This is a genomic window from Legionella sp. 27cVA30, assembly GCF_024160945.1.
In the GTDB taxonomy this organism is placed as follows: domain Bacteria; phylum Pseudomonadota; class Gammaproteobacteria; order Legionellales; family Legionellaceae; genus Legionella_A; species Legionella_A septentrionalis.
Window position 1 is genome coordinate 660,856 of the sequence record NZ_JAMYXK010000002.1, and the last position, 14,124, is coordinate 674,979.

Here is a 14,124-nt window from a genome sequence, read left to right on the forward strand (position 1 = left end):
AAGGAGTTAAGGTGAATTTAAGTGGCAAAAGAATCCTGGTTATCGGCGGGGCAGGTTTTATAGGCGGGTTTGTAGTGCGCGAGCTTTTAAAAACCAATGCCGCTGAAGTGGTGATTTATGATAATTTTGCGCGTGGCAAGCAATCGAATATAGCAGATTGTCTGAATGATCCACGTTGTTCCGTCTTTCCTTATGGCGGTGATATCCGTGAACTTGATGTTTTAGACAAAGCCGTGGCAGGAATGGATTATGTTTTTCATTTAGCCGCCATGTGGCTTTTACACTGTAAAGATTTTCCGCGCACTGCATTTGACGTCAATATTGCCGGGACGTTTAATGTACTGGAAGCTTGCGTGAAGCATAAAGTTAAAAAACTCATTTACTCTTCAAGTGCATCAGTTTATGGGGATGCTGTTGAAGTTCCCATGCAGGAATCACACCCTTTTAATAATAAAAATTTTTATGGTGCCACCAAAATATCAGGCGAGGCAATGTGTACGGCCTTTTATGATCGCTACGGTCTTGAAGTCATTGGCCTTCGCTATATGAATGTATATGGCCCAGGACAGGATCAGCACGCTGTATACTCCGGGGTTATCCCGGTCATGCTCAATAAAATTGATGCCAATGAAGCGCCTGTTGTAAATGGTGATGGCAGCCAGGCTTATGATTTCATTTACGTAGAAGACGTAGCTCGCGCTAACCTCAATGCGCTGACCGCTGATGTTACCCACGGTTTTTATAATGTAGGCACCGGCGTGCAAACTTCAATAAGAGAATTATGCAATCTCATTTTATCGTTAAAGCATGCACATTGGCAGGTAATTTATAAGCCTTATAGTGCTGATGATGCGCGTCAATTGGTAAAAAACAGAATTGGGGCGGTGGACAAGGCAAGAAATGAACTTAATTTCCAATACCGGTTTTCCCTGGAAGAGGGATTGAGAAAATTAATTTATTGGCGCCAAACCGGACAATTTGAATTTAAAAAAGAAGAACAAGCCACAGAGTTTGCTTAAAGCATGCCAAAATTGGATAGGGAACAGAATGAAGCATATACCAATTACCAAAGCAGTTTTTGATGAGCGCGAATACACCGAAATTATAAAACCACTGCAAAGTGGCTGGGTAGTGCAAGGACCTTATGTAAAACAATTCGAACAATTGTTTGCAGATTTTACAAAAAGTAACTATGCAAAAGCCGTGAGCAATTGCACTACGGCATTGCATTTAGCTTTGTTAGCTTTAGGAATTGGTAAGGGCGACAAAGTGGTTGTACCCTCATTCACCTACGTGGCTTCGGCAAATGCAGTAGAATACACGGGTGCCGAAGTCGTTTTTTGCGATATTGATTTACATACATTTAACATCGATACCGTGCAGTTAGCCGGATTATTGGCAGCAGATTGCAGCATTAAAGCCATCATGCCGGTAAATTTATTTGGTTTGTGCGCTGACTTGCAGGAAATCATGCGGCTTGCTGCAGCTTATGGCGTTAAAGTAGTAGAAGATTCAGCCTGTGGGTTCGATGCCTGGGTAGGAGGGCATCATTCAGGTACGATCGGACATGTGGGTTGCTTTTCCTTTCATCCACGCAAATCCATCACTACGGGTGAAGGTGGCATGCTCATTACCGATGATGAAGCAATCTACAAAACCGTAGCACAGCTTTGTGATCATGGTGCATCCAAGTCTGATTTGCAAAGACACCAGGAAAAAGGCGGCTCTTTATTACCGGATTTCACCATGCGCGGTTATAACTATCGCATGACGGATTTCCAAGGTGCCCTAGGGGTTTGCCAGATGCAAAAAAGCAGAGACATTATGGATGGCAGGCGAAATATTGCTCGCCAATACGATGAAGCGTTGGCAGAAATCACCGCACTTAAAACACCAATAACCCCTGCCGGATACATCCATGGTTATCAGTCTTATGTCTGTTTATTTACTTTAGGTCATAACCTTGACAATTTAACCATTGAATTAATAGATGAAATTAATTTAAAACGCAATCAAGTGATGCAGCGGCTTGAAGAACAAGGAATAGCCACACGGCAGGGCACTCATGCTGTCCATACGTTGGGTTATTATGCAGCCCGTTATAATTTGCACAAGCAGGATTTTATTCAAGCTTATGCAGCGGATAGACTGAGCATGGCTTTGCCTTTGTACGCGCAAATGACGCAAGATGAATTTACCTATGTGCTTCATCATATTCACGAGGCGATGCAGTGTGTGGAATAGCGGGCGTTATTTCTCTATCTGCCAAGAGGATAAGCGCGGATAACATCAAACTGATGTGTGATGCCATAGCCCATCGCGGCCCTGATGGTGCTGGTTATTTGCTTGGGCAAACCCGTGCCGTGAATCAAGAAGCCCAATTGACGCGTGTGTTGACTGAAAAAAAGTTTGTCCATGCGTTTGACTATTTTCCTTGCATTGATGAAGTTGAGGCGGTACGCCATGTACAACAACAATCCTGGGATTTATTTTTCGGGCACAGACGCTTGGCGATCCTTGATTTATCCGCCTCAGGTTTCCAACCGATCAGTAATGCAGCGCAAACCGTATGGGCTACATACAATGGTGAAATCTATAATTATAAAGAAATCAGGCAGCAGCTCATTGCCCGTGATTATGAGTTTTTCTCCGACACCGATTCCGAAGTTTTGGTAAATGCCTACAGCGAGTGGGGTATTGAAGCCATATTGCAGTTTAATGGCATGTTTTCTTTTGCTCTATGGGATAAGCTTCGCCAAAAGGTTTTTCTCGTTCGCGACCGGTATGGCATCAAACCGCTTTACTACACAATAAATTCAGCCCGCCAAATTATTTTTGCCAGTGAAATCAAGGCAATTTTAGCATACGAGCAAGAAAAACCTTCTTTAGAGCAGGAAGGATTGGTTGAATATTTCACATTTCAGAATTTTTTTACCGATAAGACTTTTTTTAAAGGCATAAACCTCTTGCCGGCAGGCAGTTATCTGGAAGTTGATTTGCAAACGCAATCGATGGTGCAAAAAGAGTATTGGGATTTTGATTTCAGAGAACCTTTACTGGTAAAAAAAGAAGAAGATTATCTTGCCGAATTAAGTTATTTATTCGAGCAAGCAGTAAATCGGCAATTGATCAGCGATGTAGAAATTGGCTCTTACTTAAGCGGCGGCATGGACAGTGGTTCTATTACAGCGGTGGCGGCAAAACAATTGCCTTATATTAAAACGTTTACCGTTGGTTTTGATTTGAATAATGCTTCGGGCCTTGAGCTTGGTTATGATGAACGCGCCAAATCGGAATTACTGTCTTATCTATACAAAACTGAGCAGTATGAAATGGTATTAAAATCCGGGGATATGGAGCGTTGCATGCCGCGCTTTACCCGGCATTTGGAAGAACCGCGCGTCGGTCAAAGCTATCCTAATTATTATGCTTCCAAATTAGCCAGCAAATTTGTAAAAGTAGTTTTATCCGGAGCTGGCGGCGATGAATTATTCGGTGGCTACCCATGGCGTTATTACCGTGCAATAAAAAACGATAATTTCAGTGATTATATTGATAAATACTATCAGTTTTGGCAAAGGCTATTGCCGGATACGCAAATCAAACAATTATTTTCACCTATCTGGGACCAGGTTTCCCATATTTGTACCCGGGATATTTTTGAATCGGTCTTTAAGCATCATTCCGAGCAATTATATACGCCGCAAGATTACATTAACCATTCGCTCTATTTCGAAGCCAAAACTTTTTTGCATGGTTTATTAGTCGTTGAAGATAAATTATCGATGGCGCATTCTCTGGAAACCCGCGTACCCTTTTTGGACAATGACTTGGTGGATTTCGCGCAAAAAATTCCTGTGCATTTAAAATTAAACAAACTCGATGAATTGCTGCGCATGGATGAAAACACTGTAGGGAACAAACGAAAAGAATATTATCAGAAAACGAATGATGGCAAATTGATTCTTCGCAAAGCCTTGCGTAAATACATGCCTGAAGCTTATACCAGTGCGGTGAAACAAGGATTTTCAGCGCCCGATAACACGTGGTTTAAAAAAGACAGTAATGATTTCGTGCGTCGTACCCTGTTGGGTAAAGAAGCAAAATTGCAGCAATATCTGGAAAAAGGCTTGATTGAACAGCACATCAATGAGCATTTAAGCGGCAATAAAAATTGCCGCTTATTATTATGGTCTTTAATTAATTTTGAGTATTTTTTGAGAGTCTATGATGTTTAATTCTTTGACCTGGCTAAATACGCGCATAAAACATTTGCTAGCCAAGCTTATTCATGAAAAGCAGCAACAATTTGACCGGGTAGTTTCCATGGGGGACTATTTTATCGATCGCTGGGAAAAAGCAAAACTGCTCGGTTTTGGTGAAGGCACAAGCATTTACGACAGCGCCATCGTGTTGGGGAAACCCATGGTCGGCAATAACACGTGGATAGGCCCTGCGGTGATTCTTGACGCATCCGGCGGTCTTAAAATTGGCAGCAATTGTTCGATTTCGGCTGGAGTACAAATTTATTCTCATGATAGTATTCGCTGGGCATTAAGCGGTGGTAAAGAAAGGTACAGTTATGCAGAAACCAGCATTGGTGATAATTGTTACATTGGTCCTAATGCCATCATACAAAAAGGCATCAAGATTGGGGATGGCGTTTTGATCGGCGCAAATACATTGGTTAATAAAGACATACCTAGCCATAGCAAAGCATTTGGTACTCCAGTCACCATCACTCCCTTGAGTTAAGCATTGCTCTGCTTTATGTCCAGATGCCAGTAATGCTTGCGTGAGCAAATTAAACACAGGATTGTTATTATGAAAATTGAAGCGAATGTTTTGCACGATCACATGATCGGCGCCGTTGCAGACGACGTGCCGCAATGGTTTTTAAATTTGCTGGGAGTGAGTGAACCATTGCTGGCATGCCGGGAGATTAATGGCTCGCCTTGTGTGTTCAGCGATGGGATCTTGCGTATCCATGATAATTGTTCGGTTGAGCAAGAGCAGACAAAAGAATCGTTTGGATTCAAATGGTCGAAAAAGGAAACTTTTGAATCCGATACCATGCTAGCGCGTATGCGTGCTTGGTTAATTAGCCGTTACGGCGATGTCCATGAGATTTTGTCTTGCTTCCCGGATAGACCAGTACTGCTGGATGCTGGTTGCGGTGCGGGCATGTCTGCCATTGAATTGTGGGGCGAGCACTTTAACCACGTCAATTATTTGGGAATCGATGTTTCCACCGCAGTGGATGTGTGTCGGGAAAGGATGCTTGCCAGGCAGTTTGCAAATGCTGCTTTTATGCAAGCCGATATCACCAAACTGCCTTTGCCAGCGCGTTCGGTTGATATCATTTTTTCCGAAGGGGTCATGCACCATACCGATGATACCCGCAAAACATTTGTTTCACTGGCCAGCTTATTAAAGCCCAACGGTTTTTTTATGTTTTATATTTACAACAAAAAAGGCCCGATTCGTGAGTTTGTTGATGATTATATACGCGCGAAGCTGCAGCAGATGCCGCCAGAAGAAGCTTGGGAAGCCGTTAAGCCTTTGACCAAATTAGGAAAGATTTTGGGTGAGTTGGACATAACCATCCGGGTGCCGGAAGGCATTGAACTTCTTGATATTCCCGCAGGTGAAATCAACTTGCAACGCTTATTTTACTGGCATATTTTTAAGGCGTATTATCATCCTTCTCTTTCTTTGGAAGAAATGAACCATATTAATTACGATTGGTATGCGCCAAGCAATGCGCATCGTCACACTTTTGCAGAAGTGCAGGAATGGTGTCAGGACATGTCCATGGAGGTGGTGCGCCATGTCATTGAACCTGCGGGGATCACGGTCGTTGCCAGAAAAAAATCTTAATGAGGGCCTATGCTTATCAGCATTCGCCCATGCTTGTACTGAGGAAGAAGTATGCATTCCTATTTGCCGCATGAGTTTACGCTGGTTGAGTATGAGAAATTGCTGCAGCTTGCAGTGAAGAATTTTCCATTTAAAACCTACACCGAATTGAACACGCACAACCGCTTTGTTGTCTGGCGGCATGACGTGGACATGTCGTTGCAGCAAGCAGTAACTTTAGCCAGAATTGAAGCCAGGCAGCAAGTGCAAGCGACTTATTTCATTCACTTGCATAATGATTTTTATAATGCCCTGGATTTTGCCGCACAACAGTTAATCAGGGAAATCATTGCTGCCGGCCATCGTATCGGCTTACATTTTGATGCAGCTTATTACCACATAAGCAGTGCGCAACAACTGGTTTATTGGTTGAATTTTGAAAAACATATTTTGGAAAATTTGTTTGAACAGAAACTGGACGTATTTTCATTCCACAATCCGGATGAATTCACGTTAAGCTTTCGCCATGATCATTATGCCGGGATGATAAATACTTATTCAGGTTTTTTTAGAGACAACGTATCCTACTGTTCTGATTCCAATGGATATTGGCGTTATGAAAAATTACTGGATGTATTGAATGATAAAACAATAAGCCGTTTACAAGTGCTGACCCACCCGGAATGGTGGACCGAAGACGCCTTAATGCCTAGAGAAAAAGCAGTACGATACGCCGAGCAAAGCGGTAAGCGCGCCATCGTCAATTACGACAGAATTTTAAAAGCGGCCGGACGGGTCAATATCAGTTAACACATTATGAAATTTCTTAAAAAATTATTTCCAAAGCGACGCAGCGTAGTATTTTACAGACAGAGTTATTATCATTTTTACTATTTAGCGCAAGCGCTGCGCAAGCGCGGTTGGGATGCTGTGGTAGTTAATCTGGAGCCGGTGGATGGAGCCAATGCCAATTTTTATCACGGAGAAGATATAAATCTATACGACAGTAATCCGGTTATTTTCCAGCAAAATATCAACCACTTTTTTCAATATGCGCAAGCAAGGTTTCAACTGATGCATTTTGCAGGAGACGGTTATCTGTCTTTTTATCCGGAATATGCATTTATTGAGGAGCCACCTGATATTCTTGCCTGGAAAAAATTGCATAAGAAAATAGCTTATTCGATAAGCGGCTGCAACAGTGGCACGTCGCAAACCATGGTGAGCCAATGGTCTATTGCCGACAATGGTTTAAATGTCTGTGATCGCTGTGTATGGCAAGATCATACAGAAGTCTGTGCGAATGAAAAAAATTTGGATTGGGGCGCGAAAGTACATAAGTATTGTGATTTAATTTTTTCAGAAACGCTGCCTGCTTTGGATTATATGAAACCTGGTAATAAAGTGATCCGTGAACCCACCACCATGTGCCTTGATCCTGATTTTTGGTCGCCTGATTTGCACATCCCGGATGAACACCGTGTAAAAAAAGAAACAGGTGAAGTATTAATCTATCATGCAGTGGGTAACTATAATTTTCGCAATACCCAAACTAAAAACATCAAAGGGACACCGTTTGTTTTTGCAGCCGTAGAGCGTTTGCAGGAGGAAGGGTACCCAGTCCGTTTAATTTTTATTACGGATCAGCCCAATCAGGTCGTGCGTTATTACCAAGCTCAATCCGATATCATCGTGGATCAGTTGAATTATGGGCGCTATGGTGCCAATGCACGTGAAGGGATGATGCTCGGCAAACCGGTCATTTGTTATTTAAATAAATACGAATTTAGAGAAGAAGACAAACTGGCATGTCTTGCTGAATGCCCACTGGTTTCAGCCAGTGAAAAAACAATTTATGATGAGCTAAAAAATTTAGTCGTAAATGCGGCACTTAGAAAAACCATCGGTGCGCAAAGCCGGCAGTACGCACTCAAATGGCATGCTGCCGATGCTTGTGCCGAGCGCTATGAACGAATTTATGATCAATTATTTAGCTGATCACCCTTTTAACGTTATGCACACTTTTTCCAAGGTAAAGTGTACGCATGTTCGTGGTAGCGAATTATGCAATATTGATCGCTTAGTCTTGTTAGGGCAAATAATATGTTTACTCCCGAAATAGTTTCAGTAAAAGATATTCCATTTAATTACCTGGTTGCTGATCAGCAAGGCAAATTGTTGCAAGTAGGCCACAATGCTCATGATGATCCTGCCGCCGCTTTGCTTCCTTCTACAACCGTTGAACCCAATGAAGCGGGTTTTACGCATGCGTATGTAGTTTATCCCTGCAGGTTTAAGGAAATTTTAGATGCCCAAATCATTTTTTTAAAGGCATTCACCAAACAAGGCAGCAGTCATGGTGGTTTTGGCTTAATATTTAACCTGGCGAGGAAGAAACCCAGCTGGTCTCATAATTTTGTAAACCTTGAGTTTTCTCCGCAAGAAGAAAATCAAATATTTAGCGGTGAATGCCGCTCTGCTTTAACATTAAGTGGAGTAAAGCAAATGTTAGGGCATGATCTTACAAACATTGATTTTAATTTAAGAGGCTCCCGTACCGATATGTATAGAGAAAGCAGTGAGGAGCTTTTGAGTTACATTCCTGCAAGTTTAATCATTGGAGATGAGACGTATGATGTAAACATTGTTTATCATGCAGATACTCCCCACAGCGAGGGTCCAGGACGAGCAGGCGCTCGCAATCCTGTTGATCTACGTAAGGATTGGGAAAATTTCTGGAAAAAACAGGCTAAAAAAAATGTAAGTAAAGAGATTTTGCACCCTGAAATCCTGACTCAAAAAAATAAAAATATATTTTTTAAACCTGTTGCGGCTCCTGATCCTGCCAGTATGCGCTCAACCGATATTCCGGAAATCGATGTGGAAGCTTCAGCGCCTCAAGAAATACTGGCAAGCAATTGCAGAAATAAAGACAATCTTACTTTGTGAGCATTGCTTTCGAGCTGGCTACAAAGACGTGTGACTTCTCTTGAGGTGCTAGAAACCAGTGCAGAAAAGTCGGCCGGCAGCCAGGAAGCAGGTAATTATCGGAGTGAAAATTGCTGCGATCCACCCGGGGCTATGCTTGTGGCAGCTGGAATAAATTTTTCCACCATCTCAGGCTGGTATTCCAGCTTGTCGGTATTTGCATAAATATTAAACTTTAGAAATGATTCTAGTCTTGCTACTTGCTCTGCATCAGAAGGGGAAACTTCTGTGTAGAAAGTATAAGGAGCTCCTTCCTGACTAATCTTCAGACAAAACCTATTTTGGTTATTAACAAAAGAATGAGCTGTTAAATCTTCTATATGGGGATTGTTTATGCCTTTTAAAAAATCGTCTAAAGTGATGCTGGGGTTAATTTGCCTGTTGGTTGTATTCTCTATTACCTGTCCTTGAAGGGCCAACATATTCTGGAAATCCTTGTAAGCATAGACGGAAGCAATGGCATGCACTGTTAGGACAACCGGGCTTGAAAGGATAGTCATGGCAATCCCAAAAATAAAACGGGCCAAAATGAGAGGGGCATTGATGATGATGGCGGCAGCAAGCGGGATACTGCCCAACCAGTGTTTGCTGGCCAGTTCATAAGAATATTCGAAGAAACGTAATCCTAGAAGTGCTGTGCCAAAGGTTAAATAGTCAAAGACCCCTACATTTTTCCTGGTTACCGGCTGCTCAAAAAAGCTGGGGGTTGGATTATAGGAATAGTGTGGTGTTTCTACGATGGAGCCAGCCCAAAAATTGAATGTGTCATTAAATTTGGTTCGCACAGAACTTTTAATAGTTGCTGCATGCGGTGATGACTCTGAATTCTCAATCATGCTGTTAAGAGGAGAAAAAAAACCCATGTCAGTAAGACTCCGTCAAATAAAAGACAATATGGTATCATATTGAACAAAAAAGGGCAAGAAATCAATGCTGGCTTACGTCTTTGCAGCGTTGTTTGCTCTACACAGCCTGATAGAAACAATGTTCAATGGGTTAACAGTCATTGTGGTAAAAACTGTGCAGCCTTAGGATTATCTTGCACGTCACGCTCTATTTTCTCGGTAGTAGCAAAAATATTAAATTTTAAGAATGAAGTAATTCTTGTTTTTTGTTCTGTATCGGCAGCATTTACTTCTGCAGAAAAGCAATTCATCCCGCTTTTAATGGACAGGTGAATTGTATCATTTTCCACGTTAATTTCAGGGTGCAAATCTTCAACACAAGGGTTGCCTGCAAGTTTTAAAAAATCGGCCATCGTTTTACCAGTGGAGCCGTTTTGTTTTCCTTCGAGAGCCAACATATTTTGAAAATCTTTGTAAGCACAAATGGTAGCAACAGCATGAACCGCGAGAATGATTGGGCTTGAAATTATAGTCATGATCATGCCGAAAAGAAACCGAGGAGTATTCAGCATGGCAACAATAGCAAGTGGAATTGTACCCAGCCAATGCCTGGTCGCGAGATCCCAGGCATGGTGAAGAAATAATATTCCCAGTGATGAAAGGCCTAACGTCAAATAATCAAAAATCCCTACGTGTGATGCCTTGCGGGGACGGAAAGAATCTTGAGGGTAGCTTTCAGGGTTATAAGAGCTATTACAATAATAGTGAGGAGTTTCTACGAACGAGCCGGCCCAGAAATTGAATGCATCATTAAATTTAGTTTGCAAAGAGCTTTTAATGGTTGCAGAGTGCGGCGACGAATGCGAATTTTCAATTATGCTATTGAGAGGAAAAAAAAAGCCCATTAGTAAAACCATGCAAAAAATATGGTCAATATCATATCACTCTGGTTTAATAATTACAACATGGGCTAACAGGGCGGGAATTACCTTGAATAACAGCATTCAATAAGTTTCGTCTTTTAAAATTGCCATAATGTGGACATTGATGTAGCTGCCATTAACGTATGCGGCTTTTCGCAAAATGCCTTCCTGCTGAAATTTACATTTTTCATAAGCTTTGATTGCTTTCTTATTATTTGCAAAAACATGAAGGTAGATTCTCTCTAAATTTAAATTTGCAAATCCATATTGCACTAATAAATGCACCGCTTCACTGCCAAAGCCGCGGTTATGGTAATCGATTTCACCGATGCGGATTTGCAATTCTGCGTTCTTATGCAGCATATTAATGCGCCTAAGCGAGCAGCTACCGATTAACCGATTGTCTTGGTTCGCCACAATTGAAAAAAGTACGGCGTTTGGATCAGATGTAACCTTAGAAAACCAAGCTTCGTGTTCTTGCTCGGATACAGGCTTAAAAGCTGCGTTGCAAAGGACTAATTCCTTATGGTTAATCCATTTAAAATAATGGGGCGAATCTTCTTTTAATAAAGGTCTTAGTGTTACTCTTTCTCCACGCATGTGCATTCCTCTTGTTCTGCTGTCCTGTTAGGGTCTGTTAACCATCACCAGTCGCTATGATGCCGGTGCTTGCCCCGGCATCATAAGATCACTGGCAAATTTCTTTATAAAAGTCAGGCCATTGGGGGCAAACTTTTTCACTATCATTTTCTGCAAGGCAAATCATAGTAGCTAACATTATCTTGTGTTACCATCACCCGAAAATTAAAATGGAACCTATTTTAGCTGAAGTTAGCAATGAACGACACTGCACAGGACTACGCTCTTTATTGCAAAAAATTGTCAAAAGATTTCTACATCATCGACGATAATTTAAACTGGCGAATTGTTTTTTGCGATCCCCATAAAAACTTGCAAGCTTTTCATGCACTGGCTGATATTGATTTGTTGGTACCAAAGGGAAAATTCGTAGGAATTTTAGGGCGAAATGGTGCCGGCAAAAGTACTCTTTTAAGAATCCTCGGGGGTGTTTATCCACCGACGACCGGGATAGTAAAAGCCAATGGTGCAATTAGCGGTCTTTTCGAAATGGGGGGTATGGGCAACAACCGGTTAACCGGTCGCGCCTATGCCGATCGCTATCTTGAGATTTTCGGCATAGGAAAATCCGAACGTCAGAAATTAATCACGAATATCCAGGAATTTTCCGAACTGGGTGAAGATTTTAACAAGCCGGTTTATACTTATTCTTCCGGCATGTCAGCACGCCTTTTCTTTGCCACGGCCACCGAATTGCAGCATGAAATTTATTTAGTCGATGAGTTACTATCGGTCGGCGATGAGCATTTTCAGGCGAAATGTTGGAAACGTTTGCGCGAGCGTTTTTCAAATGGTGCTTCTGGTATATTGGTAACGCATGATTGGGCAGCTGTTCTTAAGCTTTGCGAACAATCCTATATTCTTGCAAAAGGACAAATCGTGGCGCACGGTAGTTCCGAAAACATGGTGCAGCAATATTTGCAACTGCCGGTACCAACAAGAGAATATGCAGAAATAATTCCTCAAGATTCTTACTTATTTGCAAGTGGCCGCGATTGCGAAATTGCATTTGATATTTTAGTCAAGAAACCTGTTTCCCTTGCAGTAAGTTATTCTGTGGATCTTTTTCGTGCAGGATATGGGTGGGAATTAATTTTATTAAACGAAGATTTTGTTAAAATTCATCCTAAGCCGGGGATGAATTCTTGTCGTATAAAAATTAAAAAGCTGCCATTAATTGCTGGCGATTATTATTTGAATCTTTTTTTAAAGTCATTGGATGCAACGGTTGATAATTTAAAAATTGATACGCGCAGTTGGACGTATGGAAATGGCATTAAACTGCAAGTAACTGGGGCTAAAGATGATGCTCATGCTATGACTAGACTGCCCTGGGCAGTTAAAATAGAGAAAAGCCATATGATGTAAATTACTACCCAAGAAAGTCTGACTCTGGTATGTGTTTTGCACACTACCTAAGTCAGACAAAAGCTTAACTATTACTTGGGTAAAAATTCAGCAATATGGGGGTGAGCTGCCGCCCTGTTTTCCAAAATTTCGGTAGTGGCAAAAAAATTAAATTTTAAGAAGGAAGTGAGCCTCTCTTTTTGTTCTACAGCAGAAGCAGGAATAGTTACATTGAAGAATTTAAGACCGTGTTGTATGCCTAGCTGGAGGGAGGATTCACCTTCAATTTCCGTATAAGCAGTATCGCAATCCTCCATTTGCAGGTTATTATTTTTTAAAAATTCTGCCAAGGTCAGCGAAGTATTACCAACTTCTTGTAATAAGGCTAAAAAGGTTTCCCGATTATAGCCTGGTGGTAAGTTGTTCTCGTCAATTTCTTCTGGATGAGAAATGAAGTGACGAGCAGTTAGGAACTTCTCCAAGTCCAATTCTCTTCCTTGCAAGGCCAACATTTTCTCTACATCTTGACGGGCGGCATGGGTTGCGATGGCATGTACTGCAAGAATAACCGGAGAGGAAATTATGGTTAAAACTGCACCAAAAATTAAGCGGGCTACTAAGAAGGGGGCATTCAGGGCCAGGGAAACAGCGAGGGGAATTGTGCCTAACCAATGTGATAGAGCCAGTGCAGTGGAGGCTAAAAGACATCCTATCCCAAGCAGTGGGATACCCAAAGTCAAATAATCAAAAATCCCTACGTGTACGCCTGTCTCAGAGTATTTTCGTTCTGCAGAATCATCATAATAATAACGATTGTTAATTCCGCCTGCCCAGAAACCAAATGCGTCGGCAAATTTTCTTGTTAACGTGCTTTTAATAGTTGCTGAATGTGGAGACGAATGAGAATTCTCGACAATGCCATGCAAGGGGGAAAAGAAGCCCATATGTTTTACATTTCAATACCGAAATTAGCTCAATATATTATCACTTTGTTTTTTAAATTTGCAATAATTTGCCTGGATTTTAGCAATTAGAGTAGGATGCTGCTCAATCGCAATTGCAATAAACAACCAGCGGCACACGCCGCTTTTAGACGGTCTAGTGTATCGAGTTAGTGCATGCAGCAGCTTGATAACCATGAAGCAATAATGAGTATAATCTGGCTACAGGTGTCGCTAACTTAAAACAAATAGCCTTATCGTTGGGTAAATTGTTAGCGGCAAAGATAAATTGTTCGTGGCAAATATTCGTGGCAAATAATAGTAGCCATGGTTATCTTGTGCTAACATCGGCCGCAAATAAATGGAACTGCTTTTCAATTGAATTGGCAATGAACACCACTGCACAGGATCACGCAGGTTACTGCAAAAAATTACCAAGCGGGTTTCACCTTGGCAATGATAGTCTAGCCTCAGGTATTTTTCGTAATTTGCGCAAGGATGAGGAAATTTTCCGATGCTTGTGAAAAGGAGATTACTGATACCTAAGGTCAGGCATTTGCATGCGAAGAGGGATAAAAAAAT

Annotated in this window: 13 protein-coding genes; 9 read left to right on the forward strand and 4 right to left on the reverse strand. The window is 41.6% G+C overall.

The window, feature by feature from the left end:
* The first annotated feature begins 11 nt into the window (after positions 1–11).
* From NKV53_RS08330 to NKV53_RS08365, 8 genes are all read left to right on the forward strand, one after another.
* Entirely contained in the window at positions 12–1,019 is a 1,008-nt protein-coding gene (locus NKV53_RS08330; protein WP_126953085.1) for an NAD-dependent epimerase/dehydratase family protein, read from the forward strand.
* A 28-nt stretch (positions 1,020–1,047) separates the two neighbouring features.
* A complete protein-coding gene (locus NKV53_RS08335) occupies positions 1,048–2,244 on the forward strand; it encodes a DegT/DnrJ/EryC1/StrS aminotransferase family protein (RefSeq protein WP_126953086.1) in 1,197 nt (398 codons plus the stop codon).
* Positions 2,232–4,238 carry an asparagine synthase (glutamine-hydrolyzing) gene (gene asnB / locus NKV53_RS08340; RefSeq protein WP_253350965.1) on the forward strand — a complete coding sequence of 669 codons (2,007 nt, stop codon included), beginning with the start codon at positions 2,232–2,234 and terminating at the stop codon, positions 4,236–4,238. Before NKV53_RS08335 ends, asnB begins: the two co-directional genes overlap by 13 nt.
* Positions 4,228–4,755, forward strand: coding sequence for a DapH/DapD/GlmU-related protein (locus tag NKV53_RS08345; RefSeq protein ID WP_126953088.1), 528 nt, complete (start codon positions 4,228–4,230; stop codon positions 4,753–4,755). The genes asnB and NKV53_RS08345 overlap by 11 nt, the downstream gene beginning before the upstream one ends.
* Before the next feature lie 69 nt (positions 4,756–4,824).
* Positions 4,825–5,880: a class I SAM-dependent methyltransferase gene (locus NKV53_RS08350; protein ID WP_233581836.1), complete on the forward strand. Its 1,056-nt coding sequence runs from the start codon at positions 4,825–4,827 to the stop codon at positions 5,878–5,880.
* 51 nt (positions 5,881–5,931) lie between these two features.
* Positions 5,932–6,669 (forward strand): hypothetical protein, encoded by a 738-nt coding sequence (locus tag NKV53_RS08355; protein ID WP_126953089.1) that lies wholly within the window; start codon positions 5,932–5,934, stop codon positions 6,667–6,669.
* Positions 6,670–6,675: 6 nt separating this feature from the next.
* Positions 6,676–7,857 (forward strand): hypothetical protein, encoded by a 1,182-nt coding sequence (locus NKV53_RS08360; RefSeq protein ID WP_127032491.1) that lies wholly within the window; start codon positions 6,676–6,678, stop codon positions 7,855–7,857.
* A gap of 105 nt (positions 7,858–7,962) precedes the next feature.
* Positions 7,963–8,808, forward strand: coding sequence for a hypothetical protein (locus NKV53_RS08365; protein WP_126953091.1), 846 nt, complete (start codon positions 7,963–7,965; stop codon positions 8,806–8,808).
* Between the two features lie 95 nt (positions 8,809–8,903).
* On the opposite strand, the gene NKV53_RS08370 is transcribed toward NKV53_RS08365, so the two are convergent.
* The 3 genes from NKV53_RS08370 to NKV53_RS08380 all read right to left on the reverse strand — a co-directional run bounded on the left by NKV53_RS08370 (position 8,904) and on the right by NKV53_RS08380 (position 11,215).
* Entirely contained in the window at positions 8,904–9,683 is a 780-nt protein-coding gene (locus NKV53_RS08370; RefSeq protein WP_158616386.1) for a hypothetical protein, read from the reverse strand.
* Between the two features lie 167 nt (positions 9,684–9,850).
* Positions 9,851–10,597: a hypothetical protein gene (locus NKV53_RS08375; RefSeq protein ID WP_127057003.1), complete on the reverse strand. Its 747-nt coding sequence runs from the start codon at positions 10,595–10,597 to the stop codon at positions 9,851–9,853.
* A 99-nt stretch (positions 10,598–10,696) separates the two neighbouring features.
* Positions 10,697–11,215, reverse strand: coding sequence for a GNAT family N-acetyltransferase (locus NKV53_RS08380; RefSeq protein WP_158614949.1), 519 nt, complete (start codon positions 11,213–11,215; stop codon positions 10,697–10,699).
* A gap of 237 nt (positions 11,216–11,452) precedes the next feature.
* Between NKV53_RS08380 and NKV53_RS08385 the strand changes: the two genes are divergently transcribed.
* Positions 11,453–12,622 (forward strand): ABC transporter ATP-binding protein, encoded by a 1,170-nt coding sequence (locus NKV53_RS08385; protein WP_126953095.1) that lies wholly within the window; start codon positions 11,453–11,455, stop codon positions 12,620–12,622.
* Between the two features lie 71 nt (positions 12,623–12,693).
* Here the strand turns inward: NKV53_RS08385 and NKV53_RS08390 are convergent, their stop codons facing one another.
* Positions 12,694–13,545: a hypothetical protein gene (locus tag NKV53_RS08390; protein ID WP_126953096.1), complete on the reverse strand. Its 852-nt coding sequence runs from the start codon at positions 13,543–13,545 to the stop codon at positions 12,694–12,696.
* Positions 13,546–14,124 lie beyond the last annotated feature (579 nt).